At 37.6% G+C, this 21,868-nt stretch carries 21 protein-coding genes; 18 read left to right on the top strand and 3 right to left on the bottom strand.

Annotated elements, in window-relative coordinates; genetic code table 11:
* Window positions 1–78 precede the first annotated feature (78 nt).
* Together DR017_RS05985 and metK are read right to left on the bottom strand one after the other, a co-directional pair.
* A complete protein-coding gene (locus tag DR017_RS05985; protein WP_002677385.1) occupies window positions 79–657 on the bottom strand; it encodes a flavin reductase family protein in 579 nt (192 codons plus the stop codon).
* Window positions 658–789: 132 nt separating this feature from the next.
* Window positions 790–2,037, bottom strand: a complete 1,248-nt coding sequence (gene metK, locus DR017_RS05980) for a methionine adenosyltransferase (protein WP_002677515.1) — start codon at window positions 2,035–2,037, stop codon at window positions 790–792.
* Window positions 2,038–2,364: 327 nt separating this feature from the next.
* Between metK and lepA the strand changes: the two genes are divergently transcribed.
* From lepA to glmS, 18 genes are all read left to right on the top strand, one after another.
* The gene (lepA, locus tag DR017_RS05975) at window positions 2,365–4,161 is read left to right on the top strand and encodes a translation elongation factor 4 (protein WP_002677564.1); all 1,797 of its coding nucleotides are present in this window, start codon (window positions 2,365–2,367) and stop codon (window positions 4,159–4,161) included.
* A gap of 15 nt (window positions 4,162–4,176) precedes the next feature.
* Window positions 4,177–5,223 (top strand): hypothetical protein, encoded by a 1,047-nt coding sequence (locus DR017_RS05970; RefSeq protein ID WP_002677197.1) that lies wholly within the window; start codon window positions 4,177–4,179, stop codon window positions 5,221–5,223.
* A gap of 9 nt (window positions 5,224–5,232) precedes the next feature.
* Complete coding sequence (locus DR017_RS05965; protein WP_002677401.1) at window positions 5,233–5,658, top strand: STAS-like domain-containing protein; 426 nt, start codon at window positions 5,233–5,235, stop codon at window positions 5,656–5,658.
* On the top strand, window positions 5,634–6,131 hold the full coding sequence (locus DR017_RS05960; protein ID WP_040360606.1) for a hypothetical protein: 498 nt from the start codon (window positions 5,634–5,636) through the stop codon (window positions 6,129–6,131). The genes DR017_RS05965 and DR017_RS05960 overlap by 25 nt, the downstream gene beginning before the upstream one ends.
* 158 nt (window positions 6,132–6,289) lie before the next feature.
* Window positions 6,290–7,168 carry a hypothetical protein gene (locus DR017_RS05955; RefSeq protein ID WP_002677195.1) on the top strand — a complete coding sequence of 293 codons (879 nt, stop codon included), beginning with the start codon at window positions 6,290–6,292 and terminating at the stop codon, window positions 7,166–7,168.
* Window positions 7,169–7,205: 37 nt separating this feature from the next.
* On the top strand, window positions 7,206–7,568 hold the full coding sequence (locus DR017_RS05950) for a DUF6331 family protein (RefSeq protein ID WP_002677606.1): 363 nt from the start codon (window positions 7,206–7,208) through the stop codon (window positions 7,566–7,568).
* 71 nt (window positions 7,569–7,639) lie between these two features.
* Entirely contained in the window at window positions 7,640–10,042 is a 2,403-nt protein-coding gene (locus tag DR017_RS05945) for a TonB-dependent receptor (protein WP_002677580.1), read from the top strand.
* A 109-nt stretch (window positions 10,043–10,151) separates the two neighbouring features.
* Entirely contained in the window at window positions 10,152–12,623 is a 2,472-nt protein-coding gene (locus tag DR017_RS05940; RefSeq protein ID WP_002677375.1) for a M1 family metallopeptidase, read from the top strand.
* A 101-nt stretch (window positions 12,624–12,724) separates the two neighbouring features.
* Window positions 12,725–13,252 carry a GNAT family N-acetyltransferase gene (locus tag DR017_RS05935; RefSeq protein WP_002677318.1) on the top strand — a complete coding sequence of 176 codons (528 nt, stop codon included), beginning with the start codon at window positions 12,725–12,727 and terminating at the stop codon, window positions 13,250–13,252.
* 2 nt (window positions 13,253–13,254) lie between these two features.
* Window positions 13,255–13,800, top strand: coding sequence for a protein adenylyltransferase Fic (fic, locus tag DR017_RS05930; protein ID WP_002677463.1), 546 nt, complete (start codon window positions 13,255–13,257; stop codon window positions 13,798–13,800).
* A gap of 21 nt (window positions 13,801–13,821) precedes the next feature.
* A complete protein-coding gene (locus DR017_RS05925; RefSeq protein WP_002677608.1) occupies window positions 13,822–14,556 on the top strand; it encodes a hypothetical protein in 735 nt (244 codons plus the stop codon).
* A gap of 6 nt (window positions 14,557–14,562) precedes the next feature.
* Window positions 14,563–15,486: a DUF4300 family protein gene (locus tag DR017_RS05920; RefSeq protein ID WP_002677230.1), complete on the top strand. Its 924-nt coding sequence runs from the start codon at window positions 14,563–14,565 to the stop codon at window positions 15,484–15,486.
* Window positions 15,487–15,545: 59 nt separating this feature from the next.
* Entirely contained in the window at window positions 15,546–16,850 is a 1,305-nt protein-coding gene (gene der / locus DR017_RS05915; RefSeq protein WP_002677360.1) for a ribosome biogenesis GTPase Der, read from the top strand.
* Between the two features lie 50 nt (window positions 16,851–16,900).
* Window positions 16,901–17,125 (top strand): hypothetical protein, encoded by a 225-nt coding sequence (locus tag DR017_RS05910; RefSeq protein ID WP_002677505.1) that lies wholly within the window; start codon window positions 16,901–16,903, stop codon window positions 17,123–17,125.
* Complete coding sequence (locus DR017_RS05905) at window positions 17,122–17,847, top strand: ATPase (RefSeq protein WP_002677255.1); 726 nt, start codon at window positions 17,122–17,124, stop codon at window positions 17,845–17,847. The genes DR017_RS05910 and DR017_RS05905 overlap by 4 nt, the downstream gene beginning before the upstream one ends.
* Window positions 17,848–17,866: 19 nt before the next feature.
* On the top strand, window positions 17,867–18,844 hold the full coding sequence (locus tag DR017_RS05900) for a D-alanine--D-alanine ligase (protein ID WP_002677240.1): 978 nt from the start codon (window positions 17,867–17,869) through the stop codon (window positions 18,842–18,844).
* Between the two features lie 17 nt (window positions 18,845–18,861).
* Entirely contained in the window at window positions 18,862–19,314 is a 453-nt protein-coding gene (gene coaD / locus DR017_RS05895; protein WP_002677379.1) for a pantetheine-phosphate adenylyltransferase, read from the top strand.
* Between the two features lie 30 nt (window positions 19,315–19,344).
* Entirely contained in the window at window positions 19,345–21,186 is a 1,842-nt protein-coding gene (gene glmS, locus DR017_RS05890) for a glutamine--fructose-6-phosphate transaminase (isomerizing) (protein WP_002677496.1), read from the top strand.
* A 59-nt stretch (window positions 21,187–21,245) separates the two neighbouring features.
* Here glmS and DR017_RS05885 read toward each other — a convergent pair whose 3' ends face one another.
* On the bottom strand, window positions 21,246–21,605 hold the full coding sequence (locus DR017_RS05885; protein ID WP_002677595.1) for a DUF6567 family protein: 360 nt from the start codon (window positions 21,603–21,605) through the stop codon (window positions 21,246–21,248).
* Between the last annotated feature and the right edge of the window lie 263 nt (window positions 21,606–21,868).

Raw genomic sequence — 21,868 nt, 5'->3', positions numbered from 1 at the left:
TAATGAATATAAAAAAAGCTTTGCTAAACCTTGTAAGAGTTTTGCAAAGCTTTCTTTTTTCTTACCTTAGATAAGCCATTATCTGATACCAAAATTTACTCCTTTGTGTTCTCCCAATCCATAATAATGCTTGAAGTTATAGATAAGTGGTTCCCACTCTAATGGATTGATTTTGTCTCCCTCCATCACCAAATAGTCTTCAGCGTGTACTTGTACTATTTCCAACTCTACAATTGCATACGTATCGCGGTCATTCACTTGTTTTACTATAGCTTCTGCTTGCATAGGGCACTCGGCAATGCGCGGAGGACGTACTTTTTCTGAGGGTAATTGGGTAAATCCTCCAATACTAAACTTGTCGTTTGTATATGTGTATTTATCCTTTTTCACATCAGGCACAGGGTTTTGAGCGGTATAAGGACCTATTGTATCTACTTGCTCCCACATAGCCGCTGTAGGAAAATTGAATACCACTTCAGGCACTTCCATTACATTATGATAGACTTTGTTCAATTTAACAAGGGCTATTACAGCATTTGTACCTATAGTAAAACTACACGAAATAGGAGTTACATTAGCTTTTCCTTCTTTATCTATCGTGCTGAGAAGCACTATAGGAAAGCCATAATAAAACATATTGGGTAAAAAAGATTTCATACTATTTTTTATTTGATAGCACAAAGGTAAGAAAAAAATAACAATGAACAATGAAAAGAATAAAAAAAACTTTGCCAAAGTTTCAATTTTGGCAAAGTTTATCACTCGTAATTTATAATTTGTAACTCGTAATTAAAAAAATGCTGCTTTTACTTTTTCAACGAAATCTAATTTTTCCCAAGTAAAGAGCTCTACTTCTATCGTTTTCGTCTTGTGATAAGGCGATGAGAATACTTTGGTTACAACCTCAGGAGTACGCCCCATATGTCCGTAAGAAGCTGTCTCGCTGTAGATAGGATTGCGCAATTTTAGGCGTTGTTCTATATCATACGGACGCAATGGGAAGATTTCTTGTATTTTTTTAGCTATTTCACCATCAGTGAGGTTCACTTTGGCAGTACCATAAGTATTTACATACACACCTGTAGGCTCAGCTACCCCTATGGCATAACTCACTTGTACCAATATTTCATCGGCAACGCCTGCTGCTACTAAGTTTTTGGCGATGTGACGCATAGCATACGCCGCACTGCGGTCTACCTTACTCGGGTCTTTACCAGAGAATGCTCCCCCACCGTGTGCTCCTTTACCACCGTAAGTATCTACAATAATTTTGCGACCAGTAAGCCCTGTATCGCCGTGAGGACCTCCAATCACAAAAATACCTGTAGGGTTGATGTGATAAATAATTTTATCGTCAAAGAAAGGTGCGTATTGAGGATACTTTTTAATCACACGCGGAATGAGAATTTTCACGATATCCTCTTTAATTTTTTGGAGCATTTTCTTTTCGGTATTAAAGTCGTCGTGCTGGGTTGAAATCACAATAGTGTTCACACGCACCGGCTTGTTGTCATCGCTATACTCAAGAGTTACCTGACTTTTAGCATCGGGGCGCAAATAGGTAATCTCCTTGTTTTCACGGCGCAATGCAGCCAATTCTCTCAACAAAGCGTGTGAAAGGTCTAAAGCGAGTGGCATATAATTTTCGGTTTCGTTTACTGCATAACCAAACATCATTCCTTGGTCGCCAGCACCTTGTTCTTCAGGTTTTCCACGATCTACTCCTTGATTGATATCGGGTGATTGTTCGTGAATAGCCGAAAGTACCCCACACGATTTGGCTTCAAACATATAGTCGCTTTTGGTATAGCCAATTTTCTCAATCACGTTGCGCGCGATTTGTTGTACATCGATGTAAGTGTTTGATTTTACTTCGCCAGCCAATATAACCTGACCGGTAGTTACTAATGTCTCGCAAGCCACTTTAGAGTGGGGGTCGAAAGCGAGGAAGTTGTCAATAAGTGCATCGCTAATTTGGTCAGCGATTTTGTCTGGATGTCCTTCTGAAACGGACTCAGAGGTAAATAAATATCCCATTGATAATTATGATTTAGCAGGGGACGCCATTGTAAAGAAGAACTGTTTTAGCATTTTTTGGGGAGTGCCCCCAAGAGGTTGCAATCAGTACAAATTTGTCCTCTTTGTTATTAATTGGCGGCAAAATTACAAAATAAAAAACAATAGACAAATAACAACGAACAATTTTTAGTTACCAAAGCTCAGACTTCTCTGAAATCCTATCTTCTTCTAAATTTGCTAGTTCACTAATTATTTACTACCTTTGCGCCCTTAATTACTGATAGTTGTGGGATTTACCTTGTACTAACAACAATCAACTAAATAGCTAACGACTAATTTATTATAATGAAAAACATACGTAATTTCTGCATTATTGCACATATCGACCACGGCAAGAGTACTTTAGCCGACCGTTTACTCGACTTTACCCAAACCGTTACTGAACGCGAAAAACAAGACCAACTTTTAGACAATATGGACTTGGAGCGCGAGCGCGGTATTACTATCAAAAGCCACGCTATCCAAATGGAATATGTGTACAAAGGCGAAAAATATATTCTCAACCTTATTGATACCCCAGGTCACGTGGATTTCTCTTATGAGGTATCCCGTTCCATCGCTGCTTGCGAGGGGGCTCTTCTCATCGTAGATGCTGCGCAAAGCATTCAGGCACAAACGATTTCTAACCTCTACTTGGCTCTCGAAAACGACCTTGAAATCATTCCCGTACTCAACAAAATAGACCTACCGAGTGCTAACCCCGAGGAGGTGAAAGATGATATTGTAGATCTTCTCGGTTGCTCGCCCGATGACATTATCCCTGCCAGTGGTAAAACAGGCTTGGGCGTAGAGGCAATTTTGGAGGCGATTATCGAGCGTATTCCTGCCCCTACTGGCGACCCTAAAGCCCCACTACAAGCGTTGATATTCGACTCGGTGTACAACTCATTCCGCGGAGTGGAAACCTACTTCCGTGTAATGAATGGTGAAATACGCAAGGGACAGAAAATCAAATTTATGTCCAACGGCAAAATCTATGATGCCGACGAGGTGGGAACCCTCAAACTCAACCAAGTACCCAAGCAGGTAATTAGCACTGGTGATGTGGGGTACCTTATCACCGGTATCAAAGATGCGCGTGAGGTGAAAGTGGGTGACACGATTACCTCGGCAGTAGACGGTTGCAAAGAAGCTATTGACGGCTTTGAGAACGTAAAACCAATGGTATTTGCAGGAATTTATCCGGTAGACACCGAAGATTACGAAGAGTTGCGTGCCTCAATGGAAAAACTTCAACTAAACGATGCTTCCTTAGTGTTTACTCCTGAAAGCTCTGCTGCTTTGGGCTTTGGTTTCCGCTGTGGCTTCTTAGGAATGTTGCACTTAGAAATCGTACAAGAACGCTTGGAACGCGAGTTTGGTATGACCGTGATTACCACCGTGCCCAACGTAAGTTACCACGCTTTTACCAAAAAAGAACCCGAAAAAGCGATTATTGTAAATAACCCTTCTGACCTCCCTGACCCTTCTAAATTAGACCGCGTGGAAGAGCCGTATATCAAGGCGAGCATCATCACCAAATCGGATTTTATAGGTCAGGTGATGTCGCTCTGTATTGAAAAACGCGGTGTTATCACCAATCAGCACTACCTCACCCCTGAGCGTGTGGAGCTGAACTTTGATATGCCACTTGCTGAAATCGTATTCGACTTCTACGACCGACTAAAAACGGTGAGCAAGGGCTATGCTTCATTCGACTATTCGCCTATTGGGATGCGTGCTTCTAACCTCGTAAAGGTGGATATTCTTATCAACTCACAATCGGTAGATGCGCTCTCTGCCCTTATCCACGCCGATAATGCTTATAATATAGGTAAGAAGATGTGCGAGAAACTCCGCGAACTGATACCGCGTCAGCAGTTCGATATCCCGATACAGGCAGCCATTGGGGCTAAAATCATCTCTCGCGAGACTATTAAAGCCTTGCGTAAGGACGTTACCGCTAAATGTTACGGAGGGGATATCTCGCGTAAGCGCAAGCTCTTAGAGAAGCAAAAAGCCGGTAAAAAACGTATGCGCCAAGTGGGGAACGTCGAAATCCCACAGAGTGCATTTATGGCGGTGTTGAAACTGAATGACTAGTGAAAATATATAAAAATGAAAAAAATATCTACTACATTAAAATATAAAAAAATACTTATTAAGAGAGCTAGAAAGAGTTTAAAAAGAAGAAAGAAAAAAAGAAAAAAGTTATTTTTTAAAAAGTTTAAAAAACTAAATCAAAAGGAAAACATAGAAAAAATAATTTCTATAATAGCTCCGAAAGATTTTAGAATAATAGAAAATACAGAAGAATGTTTGCTTTTTTTCAGGAAAATAAGAAGTGATGAATCTGTTTTAAGAAGTGATAAAATTAATTTAATTAGATTTTCATTAAAGCAAGTGGAATCCATAGATTATGGAGCTATTAGTATTTTAACAGCAATAAGTGATGATTTAAAAAGTAAAAATATTATATTACAAGGAGACTTCCCTGATAATTATCCTTGTAGAAAATTCTTAGTAGAATCTGGATTTCTTAATCACATGTATGATCAATATAATAAACCTTTTCCTAAATCTAAAGAATCTGACTTAATATTTTTTGAAAAAGGTAAAAATGTTTTATCAGAAGAGAATAGTAGAAAAATAACAACTCTTATGAAGAATATTGTAAAACATTTAACAGGACAAGAAGGTAATCTATTATATATAAAATCAATTATATTAGAAATATGTGGAAATTCTATAGAATGGAGTGGTACTAATGAAAAACAATGGCTTTTAGGAATTAAATATGAAAATAACAAAACTATATTTACAGTAACAGATGTAGGAAAAGGAATTTTAAATACTTTACATAGAAAGTTTGGTAAGAAAATTGCTGATAAACTATTTCTAAGGTCTGAGAATGAAATTTTAGAAAGAGCATTTGATAAAAAATATGACTCTTCTTCTGGAGAGAGTAATAGAAATAAAGGATTACCATCTATAAAAACTCAATTTGAAGAAGGAAAGATATTAAATTTAAAAGTTTTGACTAATAATGTTATTTTACATTTTGATAATAAAAATAACTCAAAAACTTTTGTAAAAGGTTCTCCAAGATTTAAAGGAACTTTTTATCAATGGGAAATAAATAAAGATTGTATAAAAAATAAATAAAGTAAAAAGATGAATATTAGTATTAAAGATTTTTCAGAATATCCAGGACTTCGTCACTGCTCAATTAGTGAAAAATCAGGAGAAGAATTTTATCATTCTGTTTTAAATAATTCTTTTAAAGAAGCATATGAGAAAAATGAAAAACTCATTATAAATATTGACGGAACAGCAGGATATGCCTCATCTTTCTTAGATGAAGCTTTTGGTAATTTAGTATTTGATTTTTCATTAGATATAATAAAGAAAAATATTGAAATTATCTCCAATGAAGAGCCTCATTGGAAAAATATGATAGAAGAACAAACTTATCAACAATGGGAGCAAAGAAGAATTAAAAATGAAGAACCTGTTGTAACAAAATTGCACGAAAAATGGTTCCGTTTAGTTAATAATACAATTCAATCAAAAGTATGGAAACAACCACAGATTTTTTAGAGAGAGTTTCTATATCTGATTGGATTAGTATTATAGGAATAATTATAAATTCATCTCTATCTATTTGGCTTGTTATAACTATTCAAAACCGTCTAACAAATAAAAGAGTTTTAAAAGACCATTTTATTACTGAAATTAAAGATATAAGATCTGAATATAAGATTTTTTTAAATAACTTATATTCAAACAATACTAGAGTAAAATCGGTAATACCGTGGTTTAAATTGATGAATATAAAGGTGATAGATATAATGAGAACTATAAATGAAATCTATAAAATAGATGAAAATATACTAAACCCTTATCAAAATGAATTAAGGGAACTTATTACAGAAAATGAAGATTTTATTAGTAGTTTTAATTTGGAACAAAATATTATTTTTTCTGATAACTCAAAAACAAAAATTATTGAATTTCAACAAAAAAATAATAGTTTATTTAATAGATTAATTATTGAAATAAATAAAGGTTAATTACTTATAAATATCATTTTTGAAGGAAAATCAATCTGGAAAATATAAGAGAATTAATAAATACTAAAAACTTACATTTTATACCTATAAAATACAACATAATAGAGTGTAAGAATCTGTTAAATAAAACAGTAGCTACCAATAAAACTAATTTAACTATGGGATATCATATCATCAATATTACAGAAAAAGGCTTTTTTCATCACTTCTTTGAAGATGAGGCTGAATTACTTTCTTCGGAAATAATAATCACTGAAAATTCTATTATCTATCAAGGAGATCCTACAAATATTCCCATAAAACTAAAAGAATCAAAATTTAAAAATTATTCTCAATCTTGGTTTATTGCAGGCTTAAGAGCTCAAGAACTTTTTAAAAATCAAGGTAAAGAAAATGGACTTATTTTAGAACAAATATCCCAGGATCAAAAAAGTTTTGAGCAATATATAATTTCTAAAACACCATTTGAAGCAATTAAAAGAGGGGATTTTCTAGTTAGAAATTATGGTAATATTGAGATAGAAGTAAAATGCAAAACTTTTTATAAAAAAAATAATCAAGATGTTTTCTATTTTAATTGTAACGAATTTGAAAAGCATTTCAATATGCAAAAAATAATAAATTCTCCTGTTATAATCGCAATTTATAAAAGAGAAAATAACATTTTGAAAGAAGATAACCCTTATTTTATTTCTATAAATGAGATCTATAGAAACATAGGTTTATTAAAAAAAGAAGAAAATAAAGAGATAAATACAGGTGAAAGCTATCTAATTCCTCTTAGCCTCACTGTTCAAAGTTTTGATTACATAAAAAATTTTGACAAATACGATAAAAAGTCCTATTCTGTTGAAAAAATAAGGGAAGCTCATCCTAATGCTTATGCTAAATGGGCAAAAGAAGATGATGATAAGTTAGAGTTACTCTATTGTGAAAAGACAACGGTAAAAGAATTGTGTGACATCTTTGGAAGAAATAGGGGAGCTATTTTATCCCGAATTAAAAAATTAGAGCTAAGAGAAAAATATGATATATAGTGATTCAATCATTCTATAAAAACATTAATCTCCCCCTATGCCCATCCTCATCGGCAATAACCTTTTTATCGAAGAACTCCCAGTAGATTACAATGGGAAGCTGTTAGATCTCGACCCTTATATTGCACCGCTAAATACATTTTTTGATAAGTTAGAGGTAGAATGTGTTAGGGAGTGTTGTGGTATTCAAGCGTTTTCGTTTATGCCTGAGGATATCCACAAGGCACTTGTAGGACTCTCTGCCGAAACTATTGTAACACAACTCAAAGCAATGCAAACAGCTATTGAGGAACAATGGTGGTACAACGCTGTAGGCAGCACTATTCTAAACAATAATTTCGATAGAAAAGTATTTTTGCAACTATTAGCGCATATTATAAAAACCATTGAATCACAATAAAAACACATTTATTTTGTAGAGTGTGTTTTTTTTTTACATTTGCACCATTATTCACCAACAACTATTGTACAATGAAAAGATTGAGTTTCTTATTGTGCCTACTATGCACACTCACAACCCTTTCTGCACAAACACAATACACCGTAAAAGGTTTTGTGCATAACGCTTCACTCGAAGGCATTGCCAATGTGGCTATCAAAGTATTAGATGCCGATACAAACTTTATTGTAAGTGAACCTATTACCGAAGCTAACGGTCTCTTTAGCTTTACTTCTTCCCCTCGCAAATTGCGTATTTATATTGAAGGTACTAACGACTATCTGTCGTATACAGGCGAACCTTTTCAGCTGAACAAGTCTATTGAAATGCTTGCTATCGAACTAAAAACATCAGTTGCTTTAGAAGAAGTAGTCATTACAGCTCCTCAAAAGAAAGCTGTGGTATATATGGAACAGGGCAAGATTGTGTTTTCACCTAAAAACAGTCTAACACACGCCTCTGGAACGGCTCTCGATGCGCTAAAAAGTACTCCCAATGTAGTAGTAGATAGCAAAAATCACCTGAGCATTGGCGGGAAAAGCAATGTGTTGGTGCTCATCAATGGGAAACCTACCTATATGCAACCCGACGATTTGGCGAGTTATCTGAAATCTATTCCAATGACGCAAATCAAAAAAACGGAATTATTGCTCAACCCTCCTGCCGAGTACGAGGCTCAAGGGGGAGCAGGTGCGGTGAACATCGTATTAGATAAAAAAACGGTGGAAGGTACCTTCTTCTCATTGAACAATGGGCTGTCGTATTGGTGGAATCTGCGCCAAAATACGGAACTCCAACTGCAACACAGCGTAAAAAAAGGTATTTTGCGTTTGGGTTACAATCATCAGTTAGGGCATTATGCAATGGATTACGGCAGCGAGCGCCTACAAAATGGCTTGCGTTATGAAAGTCCCACCGATGATACCGAAAAACGCAAAACTATTGCAGGACATATTGGTTATGACTATTTGCCCGATGAACAGCATACTTTAGGTGTGCAACTCTCTGCCAACACCCTATTTGGCAAAGGAACTACTAGCACAACCACTCGCTTTTTCAATGCTGCCAATGTATTGGAAAAAACATTATCAGGCTACAACGATTACTTTATGCAAAAAGCTAACCGCTACAGTGCCAATGCTTATTACACTTTTGCACCTTCCGATAACGAACGTTACCAATTAGATATAGATTATGCTTTTTTCGATGGTGGTTCAGGAAATTGGCAACCTAATACTTATCGTTCACCTGCGGGCAATGTGCTTTCTCACGAGTTATATCTTTCCGAAAACGACCGCAAAATACATATCTTCGCTATTTCTTTTCGTTCGGAATTACCGCTATGGGGTGGCAGCCTTACAGCAGGAGCTAAGTACTCACAAGTGTTTTCGGACAATAGCTTTCAGTTTTACAGACACTTGGCTACCCATAACATTATAGATGTAAACCGCTCTAATGCATTCGACTTCAAAGAGCATATTTTTGCTGTTTATGCGCAATATCACTACCCTATTACCGACCACCTGTCTGCTGAGGTAGGCGTGCGCAACGAGACTACTTTTTCTAACGGACTTTTATTGCCTATTGAGGGCAGTGGAAACAGCCAGCAAGAGCATAAAAAACACTATACTAACTTCTTCCCTACCCTGAGTTTACAATACCAATACAACGATGACTTACAGCTGTTTGCAGGCTATAGCACTCGCATCAACCGACCTGAATACCAAAATCTCAACCCGTTTGAATACCTTTTAGACGAATTGTCGTATTGGAAAGGAAATCCGTTTTTAGCTCCCGAAAAAATACAAAAAGCTACGCTTTCAGCTTCGTACAAAAAAACTTCTTTCACAATGACTTACAGTTACTCTACCGACTTTTTCAGCAGTATCAGTGAGCCTTTTCAAAACAACAAGATCATTTCAATTCCTAAAAATATAGGCAGTCAGCACCATTTGCTCTTTTCACTCTATCAAGAACTGAATTGGGGTAACGGCTGCCAAACGACCCTTACTCCTAATCTCAGTTATATAGAGAACAAAGGCACTGTTTTGGAAGGCAGTGAGTTACACCTCAATCGTTGGCAGTACAGCCTAACAATGCAAAATTACTTTCGTTTGCCTTGGCAACTCAAAGGAGAGCTCACAGCGGTTTACAATTCGCGCAGATTAGCGGGCATCAACGAAATAGCCAAATCTTCAGGCGGTATAGACCTTGGGGTACAGCGCATTTTCTTAAACAATCGCCTTACAGCTACCCTCAGTTTTACCGATATTTTCCACACCCAGCGCTGGGATAGCGAAAGCCATTTGCCTAACTTAGACCTTTATGCTTATGGCAATAGCGAAAGCCGGCAAGTCAAACTAAACCTCACTTATCAGTTTGGAAAAGCCAAAGAAGTCCATACAAACGAACTTGAAGAAGTAGGGCGATTGTAATTTTTTAGCGTTTTATTTCGCTATAATAGTAAAAAGATATATCTTTGCGGTTGAAATCATCCCTTGAAAAATAAATTATCAGTATATTTCAAGCAAATAAGATAAACCGATGAAAAGAACACTTTTTACCATCATTGCCCTATTGCTCGCGGGCTACACTTTTGCACAAACCGATACTTCGGGTAGAAGTCTTTACCGTGCAACTCCTGAAAAGAAAACTGCCTTGAAGCACACCAAGTTAAAGGTAAGTTTCAACTTTAACAACCAAACCCTCAACGGGGAAGAATGGCTCACTGCCGCCCCTTATTTTTATGCTACCGATAGCCTTATCCTCGATGCTAAGGCAATGATTATCCACAAGGTAGCCTTAGACCAAAATGGCAAACAACGTGGGCTTTCTTACAGCTATAAAAACGATTTGCTAAAAATAAAACTCAACAAAACCTACCAAAAAGATGAAGCCTACACCATCTATATCCGCTACACAGCTCAGCCTGAGAAAGTAACCGATAAGGGTAGCTTAGCGATTACTGATGCCAAAGGGCTCTACTTCATCAACCCTAAAGGAGAACCCGATAAACCTATGCGCCAAGTGTGGACACAAGGTGAAACCGAAGGTTCTTCTTGCTGGTTCCCTACTATTGACAAGCCTAACCAAAAAACAACCCAAGAAATTGAAATCACTGTGCCCGAAAGCTTTGTTACCCTTTCTAATGGTCTGCTAAAAAGCAGTGACAAGAAAGGTAATATGCGTACCGACTATTGGGTGATGGATAAACCTCACGCTCCTTACCTCTTCTTTATGGGAGCAGGAGAATTTGCCGTGGTTAAAGATACTCCTTGGCGTGGTAATGTCCCTATTGAATACTATGTTGAAAAAGAATACGAACCTGTTGCTAAACAGATATTTGGCAACACAGGCGAAATGATTACTTTCTTCTCCGAACGTTTTGGCTACGATTTCCCTTGGTCTAAATATGCCCAAATGGTAGTACGCGAATTTGTGAGTGGGGCAATGGAAAATACTACAGCCGTTAGCCACGCCGAAAGTGCTTATCAAACAGCAGGTGCTTTAGCCGACCAAAATTATTGGGAGCCTATTATTGCACACGAGTTAGCTCACCACTGGTTTGGTGATTTAGTAACTGCCGAAAGCTGGTCAAACCTCACTGTAAACGAGTCGTTTGCTAACTACAGCGAGTACTTGTGGTTGATGCACAAATACGGCAAAGATGTCGCTGAATACCACTTGAGCAACAACACCCTCCAATACCAGCACCGCCCCAACGATTTTATAAAAGATTTAGTGCGTTTTGGTTATGATTCTCGTGAAGATATGTTCGATTTAGTTTCCTACAACAAAGGAGGAGCTATTCTACACATGTTGCGCAATTATTTGGGCGATGCTGCTTTCTTTGCAGGACTTACCGATTATCTCAAAACCAATGAATACGGTACTGGCGAAGCTCACCAATTACGCCTTTCATTAGAAAAAGTAAGTGGTAAAGACCTCAACTGGTTCTTCAACCAATGGTATTTTGACAATGGTAACCCTGTGGTGAATGTAGAAAAGAGTTTCAGCAGAGGCAAACTCACCCTAAAAGTGATACAAACACAAAGTGAAGACCTCTTGTTCCAATTCCCATTGGATATAGATTTATATATCAACAATCGCGTGATGAGACACACTGTTTGGGTAGATGCTCGCAAAGAGAATGTTTTCACCTTCCCAATGAGAAAGATGCCTACTCTCGTAGACATCAACCCTGAAGGTGTAATATTGATGAATGAGCAATACCAAAAATCGTGGGCTGAGTATTTATTCCAAATGCAACACGCCAAATCACTCAAAAGCAGATTGCAAGCTGTAAGTGCCCCTATGGAACCCGATGGCAAAGATATTCTAATTGCGGCTCTTAAAGATCCTTTCTTCCAAGTGCGCATACTAGCATTGCAAAAACTTGCCAACTACGATCTCAATACCAAAGAAATGGCTATAGTTGAAAAAATTGCTTCTTCCGATCCTCAAAACTTAGCTAAATCAGCAGCAATGTGGGTATTGGCAACCTCTAAGGACAAAAAGAAATATACTCCTATATTCGAGAAAAACCTTGAATCTCCTTCAGGAGCTATCAAAAATGCTGCTATCAATGGTATAGCTCGCACCGAGCCCGCACGCGCTAAGAGTATCCTTGAAAAAGGAAGCATCAAAGATTTTGACACCGACCAATTAGCAGGATTATCAGGAGTAATTGTAGATAACCAAATGGAGCAATATCTCCCTGCAATACTTCCTTATTTCATATACTATCCTTTCTTTGAAAAAGATAACCCCGATACCGCTGCCAACTTCAAAAAAGGTTATGAATGGGCAATGCATTTAGATAATACTTCACACGTAGAATTATTAGCTAAATCACTCAAAGAAATCGCTAAAGATATGGAAAATCCTGCAGCTAAAGAGATGCTTACAAATGTCCTAGAAGAAGGTATCACTATCAAACGCGGTTTAAACCAAACTGAATCTGTGAAAAAACAAATTAAAATGTTAGAAGAGATTAAAGGAATGTTCAAGTCGTAGCACGACAAGCAATTAATTTCTTTTACATTGCACACTTTGCCAAAGTTATCTGCCCGTGCGGCTCGCACCTTTGGCAAAGTGTGTTTATAATATCTAATCTTATGGAAACACTTCACACAAAACATCTTTTGCTTCGCCCTTGGAAAGTTACTGATGCTGAAGCCTTATATACACAAGCGCACAATCCTATTATAGGCAAGCGGTGCGGTTGGAACCCTCACAAAAGTGTAGATGAGAGCCGAGAGATTATTGAGATTGTCCTTAGTAAGGCTCATAGTTTTGCTATTTGTCTACCCAATAACACACCTATTGGCAGTATAGGCTTGCTTTTGCAAGGAGAGAGCAATCTCCCTATAGGGGAAAATGAAGCCGAAATAGGCTACTGGCTTGGAGAAGACTTTTGGGGTAAGGGCTATGTTACTGAAGCTACCCTAAGGGTACTGCAATATGCTTTTGATGAGTTGCACCTTACCCAGTTATGGGCAAGCGCATACAAGGAAAATATTGCCTCACAGCAAGTACTTGAAAAATGTGGCTTCCGTTACCATCATACCCTTGAAGATTTCTTGTTTCCACTTATAGGAGAGAGACATACAAGCTTAGTATATACATTGAACAGAGAAAATTGAAGATGAAAACTCAAGAAATCGACGCACAAAGTTTGCAAAATGCCTATCGCCTTTTTGAGAGTGGGACTATAGAGCAGATAGAAGTAGGTACCACTAAAGGATTATGCGAGATACATCGCTATCTTTTTGAGGGGCTTTACGATTTTGCGGGTAAAATACGTCAGTTGAATATCAGTAAAGGAGGTTTTCGTTTTGCCAATGCGATGTTTTTGCACGCTATCCTACCCGTAATAGACCAAATGCCTGAAAATACTTTTGAAGAAATCGTAGCCAAATACGTAGAAATGAATATAGCTCACCCTTTTATGGAAGGCAATGGACGTGCTACTCGTATATGGCTCGACCTGATACTCAAAAAACGCTTAGGTAAAGTAGTGAATTGGCAACTGATAGATAAAGCTCCTTACCTCCAAGCAATGGAGCGTAGCCCTATCAACGATTTGGAATTGCGCTTTTTGTTGCAACCTGCCCTTACTGATAAAGTAAATGACCGTGAAGTAATTTTTAAAGGTATAGAACAGTCTTATTATTATGAGAGCAATATATAACTTTAATTATATCAAACAAATATGAAAAAACAAATAACCTTCTTATTGTTGTTCTGTTCTAAATTGCTCTTTTCGCAAGAGGAAAGCAAAGAAGAATTTTTCAATCAAATATATAAGGATTTTATTCCTGAAGATTATGAATATTTTTACTTAAAACCGCCCTATATACCTTCAGCTTATGAATTTGAGTATGCAAAAGAAGATTCTTTATTTAGTGATCCAGCATTATCTAAAGATGCAGAAGGTGTTATAAAGGCTATTCAGAAGCGAAAAAAAAATCCAAAATCATCGTATTGGGACTTTCAAGCATTCAAAAAAGCAAGAGAATGTTTTCAAGATAGTTTATTACCATCATTTGATAGTCAAGATTTTGTTTTTACAAAGAGAAACATAAAAGACAAAGAACGTTTTGTTCGTCCGCATACCTTTTTTGTAACTGTAAAATGGTATTGGAGTAAAAAAAGAAGAGAAAAAGAAGCTTGGAAAGTATACAAAAAATTGAAAGAACTCATTTACAGACCAGAAAAACTAGAATGTTTCACTTTTTCAGAACCCATATTCTTTGATGGAGGAAATAAAGCATATTTTAGCTTTGGTCAATTCGACAAAAAGATAGATGCCGTTTATAAAAAAGAGAATGGCATTTGGAAAAAGGATTACTATAGTTCTGTTATGTACATTTGTGGCACAGGAATAAGATATACTACTTATACTAAGGAAAAACGTTTTAAAACTAAAAAGAAAAGTCTAAAATAACATTATATGAAAAAACTTATATTAATAACAATTCTCTCATTAGGAGCAATTTCTTGTGAGCAGAAGAAAGCAACAACTGAAAAAACGAGCATTCCGCTCACTTATTCTAATTTGGTAGACACTGCTACTCAAGAAGAAGTGCAAAAAGCCCTTACAGCAGCGGGAATAGCTGAGCAAAATGTAGCCTCTTTTTTGGAGAGTGTAGCCCTTTTCAACCAAACCGTAGGCGATAAAGCAGGCTTAGTACCCAAAGGATTTGTAACTATTGATAGCCTACTACCTAAATACGATGAGGTTACTATACAAAATATTTGGACAGCTAAATACCCTATGTTTCAGGGTTATAACTGTCGTCTTACCTCTTTTACCCTCTTGCGTGATTTGATTACTTTCCCTGCAGATAAAAAGTTTGCTAGCAAAGAGGAAGACGAGGTACTTTTTATAGACCGAGAGTCTTTGCATAATACCCCTAAAAAGTTCTTTACCCCAGAGGAAGAAAACAACTTTTTTGCCCTTTTTACCGAGGTGCCCACTACTAATACTAAAGATATAAACACTCACTTACAAACAATGCAAAGTGCTTGGAAAGAACGCGGTATCAATTTCCGTTATAAAAACGACCCTACTAAGGCATCGCTTATATCGGCAGTCTTCCATTCTCAAATTACCCCAGAAGAAAACACCCTCTTTGTAGGACACGTAGGGGTATTAGTACCTTTTGAAGGCAAGCTACTCTTTATCGAAAAACTCGCTTTCCAAGAACCTTATCAAGCGATAAAATTTGCTAATCGCACTGAGCTCAGCGATTATTTAATGAACCGATATGATGTAGAATGGGAGCAACCTAATGCCATTCCGTTTATAATGGAAAACGATGCATTAATGGAAGGTTATCGCCCTAATCCGTATAAAAAAGAACAGCGTTTATAAGAAGATAATTGCCATTTGTCAATTATTTTCTATCTTTGCAAAAAATAAGAAGGTATATTATGAGTGCTATAGTAGCTGTAGTGGGACGCCCCAATGTAGGTAAATCCACTTTTTTCAACCGTTTGATAAAACGCCGTGAGGCTATCGTGGACGCTGTGAGTGGCGTTACACGCGACCGCCATTATGGTAAAACTGACTGGAATGGGGTTTCTTTTTCTGTTATAGATACAGGAGGTTACTTAGCCGGTGGTGATGATTCTTTCGAGAAAGAAATCAACAAACAAGTCGCCTTAGCCATAGACGAAGCCGATGCGATTATCTTTATGGTAAACGTAGAAGAAGGGCTTACCGGTATGGACGAAGCTGTATCCGAGATGTTGCGCAAATGCCATAAACCAATATTGGTAGCGGTAAACAAAGTGGATAGCAACAACCGTCGCAACGATATGCACGAGTTTTATGCCTTAGGCTTTGAACATCTCTATGCCCTATCAAGCGTAAATGGTAGTGGAACAGGAGAATTGCTTGACGATTTGGTAGCACTCTTACCCGTAAAAGAACCACAAGAAGAAAACACATTACCGCGCTTTGCTGTAGTGGGAAGACCTAATGCGGGTAAATCCTCCTTTATCAACGCTCTTATAGGCGAAGACCGCTATATTGTTACCGATATAGCAGGTACTACACGCGATGCTATCGATACGAAATATAACCGTTTTGGATTTGAGTTCAATTTAGTTGATACTGCAGGTATCCGCCGTAAAGCCAAAGTGAAAGAGGATTTGGAGTTCTACTCAGTGATGCGTTCTATTCGCGCCATTGAACACTCCGATGTATGTATTTTAATGCTTGATGCTACGCGAGGTTTTGAAAGCCAAGATGCTAATATCTTCTGGTTGGCACAACGCAATCGCAAAGGCATAGTAATATTGGTTAATAAATGGGATTTGGTAGAGAAGGAAAACAATACCGCTAAAGAGTACGAAGCAGTTATCCGCAAAGAAATAGAACCTTTCACCGATGTGCCTATCTTGTTTGTATCGGCATTGAACAAGCAACGTATCTACAAAGCGATAGAAACTGCGGTAGCAGTGTATAACAACCGCACTAAGCGTATCCCTACTCGCAAACTCAACGAAGTAATGTTGCCTATCATTGAGAACTATCCACCCCCTGCGATCAAAGGAAAATACATCAAGATAAAATTCTGCACCCAGTTGCCTACCCCTATGCCACAGTTTGCTTTCTTTGCGAATTTGCCACAGTATGTAAAAGACCCCTACCGACGTTTTATCGAGAACAAACTTCGTGAGAACTTCGATTTTAATGGGGTACCTATTGATGTGTATTTCAGACAGAAATAGTAAATCATTTTTTAGAACATAACAAAGCAACCACAAAGTAAAGACCTAATATGAAACAAGAAATACCTACAGAAGCCCTAAATGAAATATTTTATAATGCAATGCAAAGAGCGCGCCGTGAAAATCGCGCTTTAGGGCTTAGCAATATTACCGTAATAGATGGTGAATTGGTAGAAGAAAAACCTGATGGCACCCTTGTACCTTTAGGACAAAAAGCCCAGTTTGGAACTGTAAAGGTTAAAAAGGGTATTTATAAACTAAAAAAAGCGATATGAAACGCTTTCGTATGTTTGCAGGACCTAATGGTTCGGGAAAGTCCACTCTTATAGAAGATGTAAAAAAACATTATAACGTAGGTTATTTTGTAAATGCTGATATTATTGAAAAGCAACTAAAAACACAGGGGTTTATCAACTGTGAGGAGTATGTACCTACCCCTATCACACAATATGATTGGGAAAGTTTTCAACTAAATGCTGAAAATAAGCAAATTGATAAGCAAAAACTCCAAAGTATTGTTATCACTGATAATATCTTGGTGTTAAATACTCCAATAGATAGCTATATAGCAGCAAGTATAGCCAACTTTTTTAGACAGATATTACTGTGTACAGAAAGTACTTTTTCGTTTGAAACAGTAATGTCACACCCTTCAAAAGTTGAGTTTTTAAAGAATGTAAAAAAGCAAGGTTTTAAAACATATCTGTACTTTGTAAGCACACGCGATCCAAAAATCAATATAGAACGCATTGGGCTAAGAGTAACTAAAGGAGGTCATAATGTGTTAGAAAAGAAAGTAATAGAGCGTTATTATAGATCAATGGAATTATTGTTCGAAGCTTTTATGATAGCCGATAGAGCTTTTATTTTCGATACAACTTTTTCAGATAAACGTTCTCTCTTAATAGAGAAAAAAGGAACTGAAATGAAGATTTTGCAAGATGTTATTCCTGAATGGATACATCGCTATCTCATTGAGAAAATAGAAAATATATAAGAAAAAAATACTTGTAAAAGTGAAAAAAAATATAGCAATCATAATGGGAGGTTACTCTAATGAAGCTCCCGTTTCTTTAAAGAGTGCTGCAGTAGTAGCCAAAAACCTCAACCAAGATAAATATGTACCTTACCTCGTTCGTATTGACCGCGATAAATGGGTGTATGTAGATGCTCAAAACAACGAACATCCTATTGATAAAAACGACTTCTCGGTAACAGTAAACGGACGTAAAATTACTTTTGATGCCGTTTTCAATGCCATTCATGGCACCCCAGGTGAAGATGGCTATTTGCAAGCCTATTTTAATTTGATTGGCTTACCGCTCACAGGATGTAGTATGTATGCTTCGGCTCTTACATTCAACAAACGCGATATGCTATCAGTACTCAAACCTTTTGGCATTCTTTCAGCCCCTTCTTACTATCTCAACAAAGGTGAAAACTATAATACAGCTGATATTGTAGCCAAAGTAGGCTTGCCTTGCTTTGTGAAGGCTAATAAATCAGGGAGTAGTTTTGGAGTGTATAAAGTATATGAAGAGGCTCAACTGCCTATGTATATAGACAAAGCATTTGAAGTAGACGACGAAATCCTCATCGAAAGTTTCCTAAAAGGTACTGAAATCTCTATCGGGGTAATCAACTATCGCGGTGAAATAAAAGTACTCCCAATGACTGAAATAGTATCCGAAAACGATTTCTTCGATTATGATGCCAAATATAACGGTAAGTCACAAGAAATTACTCCTGCACGCCTTTCTGCCGAAATGACTGCTAAAATCAACGCTTTGGCAGAACGCGTATACCGATTGTTAAAAATGGAAGGCTTCAGCCGAAGTGAGTTCATCATAGTAGGCGATACACCTTATTTGCTCGAAATGAATACTACACCAGGGCTTTCAGAAGCTAGTTTACTGCCTCAACAAGCTAAAGTAGCAGGTATCAGTCTTGAAGAACTATTCGAAAGCGAAATAGAACGAGTATTGAATCACTAACCATTAATCGTTAATCATTGAAAAGAGCTTTATTCCCAGGGTCGTTCGACCCCATTACCTTAGGTCATTACGATATTATCAAACGTGCTTTAGACCTATTCGATGAAATTGTAGTTGCCATAGGTGTTAATGGCGACAAGAACTATATGTTTACGGTAGAACAACGCAAAGAGTTTATCGAAAAAGCCTTTGCCGATGAACCCAAAGTAAAAGTTACTACCTATCAAGGGCTCACAGTAGACTTTTGCAAAGAAATCGATGCGCAATTTATTCTCAGAGGTTTGCGCAACCCAGCCGACTTTGAGTTTGAGAAAGCTATTGCACATACTAACCGCAAATTATCTCAAATAGAAACTGTCTTTTTACTTACGGCAGCACGAACTTCGTTTATATCATCATCTATTGTGCGCGATGTCATTCGCAATCACGGTGATTATACCGTATTAGTGCCCGAAAGTGTAAGAGTATAAATTAATAAATAATAAAAAGAACTTAAAAATATGTGTGGAATTGTAGGTTATTTAGGCAAACGTGCCGCTTTTCCCATCGTAATTGATGGGTTAAAACGCTTAGAGTACCGTGGATACGACAGCGCAGGTTTTATCTTAAACGCTGAGAGTTTTTACGGAGAAAAAACCAAAGGCAAAGTATCCGATTTGGTAGCCAAAGCAGGGGATAATGTTCCTACTTATGGCTGTGGAATGGGGCATACCCGCTGGGCAACTCACGGAGTGCCTAACGACATCAATTCACACCCTCATCGTTCTAACTCTGGCAAAATAGCCATTGTACACAACGGTATTATTGAGAACTACGAGAGTATCAAGCAAAACCTCATCAAAGAGGGTTTTGTATTCCATTCTGATACTGATACTGAAGTATTAGTAAACTTCATCGAATACTTCAAAGAAAAAGAAAACGTCAATTTAGAGACTGCCGTGCGCTATGCCCTCAATGAGGTAGTTGGCGCTTTTGCCATTGCTGTAATGGAGGAAAGCAACCCTGAGGAAATAGTAGTAGCCCGCTTGGGTAGTCCGTTGGTAATAGGGGTAGGTGATGGAGAGTTCTTCATCGCCTCCGATGCCTCTCCTTTTATAGAGTATACCCAAAACGCTGTGTATTTAGAAGATGGCGAAATGGCTACCATTCACCTCAACCAACCGTTGAAAGTGATTAAAATAGGTAGTAACGAGCAGGTGAGTCCGTTTGTACAACAACTCAAACTCAACCTCGAAGCCATTGAAAAAGGAGGATACGACCATTTTATGCTCAAAGAAATCTATGAGCAGCCTAAGTCTATTCAAGACACGATGCGCGGTCGCCTCTTGCCCGATCATACTACCAAACTATCAGGAGTAGATAATCATTTAGAAACCTTCCTCAATGCAAAACGCATTGTTATTGTAGCGTGTGGAACTTCGTGGCACGCAGGCTTGGTAGGTGAATATCTGTTAGAAGAATATGCGCGTATTCCTGTGGAGGTAGAGTACGCCTCAGAATTCCGTTATCGCAACCCTATTATTGATAAAGGGGATATCGTCATTGCTATTTCACAATCAGGTGAGACCGCGGATACTTTGGCAGCCCTCAAATTAGCAAAAGAAAAAGGAGCTTTTATCTACGGTATTTGCAATGTGGTAGGTTCATCAATTGCGCGTATCACCCATTCAGGCACTTACACTCACGCAGGTCCTGAAATAGGGGTAGCTTCTACCAAAGCCTTTACCACCCAACTCACAGTGCTTACCCTTATCGCTTTGCATTTAGGACATAAAAAGGGTACTCTCAGTACAGAAACCTATCACCACCTTTGTAAGGAATTAGAACGCGTGCCTCAGTTGCTCGAAACGACTATCAAAACAGTCGATCACAAGGTCGCCGAGATAGCCGAAAGCTATAAAACAGCTACCAACTGCTTGTATTTAGGTCGTGGTTTTAATTTCCCTACTGCTTTGGAAGGGGCTTTAAAACTCAAAGAAATATCCTATATTCACGCCGAAGGCTATCCAGCTGCCGAGATGAAGCACGGGCCTATCGCCCTTATCGATGAGAATATGCCAGTGATATTCATTGCGCCATCTAAAGGACATTATGATAAGGTAGTTTCCAATGCACAAGAGATAAAGGCGCGCAAAGGTAAAATTATAGCTGTGGTAACCGAAGGCGATACCCAAATGGCGGGCTTAGCAAACCACGTGATTGAAATACCCGAAATCAGTGAGGCGCTTACCCCTATTTTAGCCTCAGTGCCTTTGCAATTGCTGTCTTATTATATCGCTATCAAGCGCGGATGCAATGTCGATCAACCTCGTAATTTAGCCAAATCAGTAACTGTAGAATAATTTACTAATAAAAAAGAGTCAGTTTCCAAAAAATATAAACTGACTCTTTTTTATTTTTACTACTCAGTAAACTCAATTACGTCTGCTGAAACAGTTACCGTATATTGGATGCCTACTCCTATAAAAATCCAATGTGACTCAATAGTTTCATTGATAACTGCTCTTGAAGAGCCTACCAAATTAGCATTTTGAAGCATTTTAGCTCTTGCTTTTTCCACCAAAGCACGTTTTCCGCCTCCTATAATCAATAGAAAATATTGATTAGAAGCTTCTCCCTTCACGTGTTCTACTACTTTAAAGTTATTTTTAGCCAAAACCACTTGAGTAGTATGGTTGTTTACATTGTGTGATAACTCTCTTGTTACACCACAACTCACTAACAGTAGTGCCAAAGCACTGAATAAAACAATTTTTCTCATTTGTTATTGATTTAATTTTAATATTACAAAACGAATAAGGGCAACCTTTGAGCATAAAAAAAGCGTGAATGTTTTGTTCACACTTTAAAAAGGCTCTGGTATGCCCGAAACAGGTATGTAACAAAAACAGTTCACGCCCTTATGGGGCGAGAAACCATTTGTTAATTCACCTCTGTTTCTATTGAATTTACCAGATTCTTTTTAAAAGGAATATTAACAACTTTCTCTTTAAATCTTATGCGTATTTTTCTATTCTTCTATAT

The sequence above is a fragment of the Capnocytophaga sputigena genome (assembly GCF_900446695.1).
GTDB classification, from domain to species: Bacteria; Bacteroidota; Bacteroidia; order Flavobacteriales; family Flavobacteriaceae; genus Capnocytophaga; species Capnocytophaga sputigena.
Note: the sequence above shows the minus strand (reverse complement) of the source record. Positions and strands in the feature narration are given on the sequence as shown.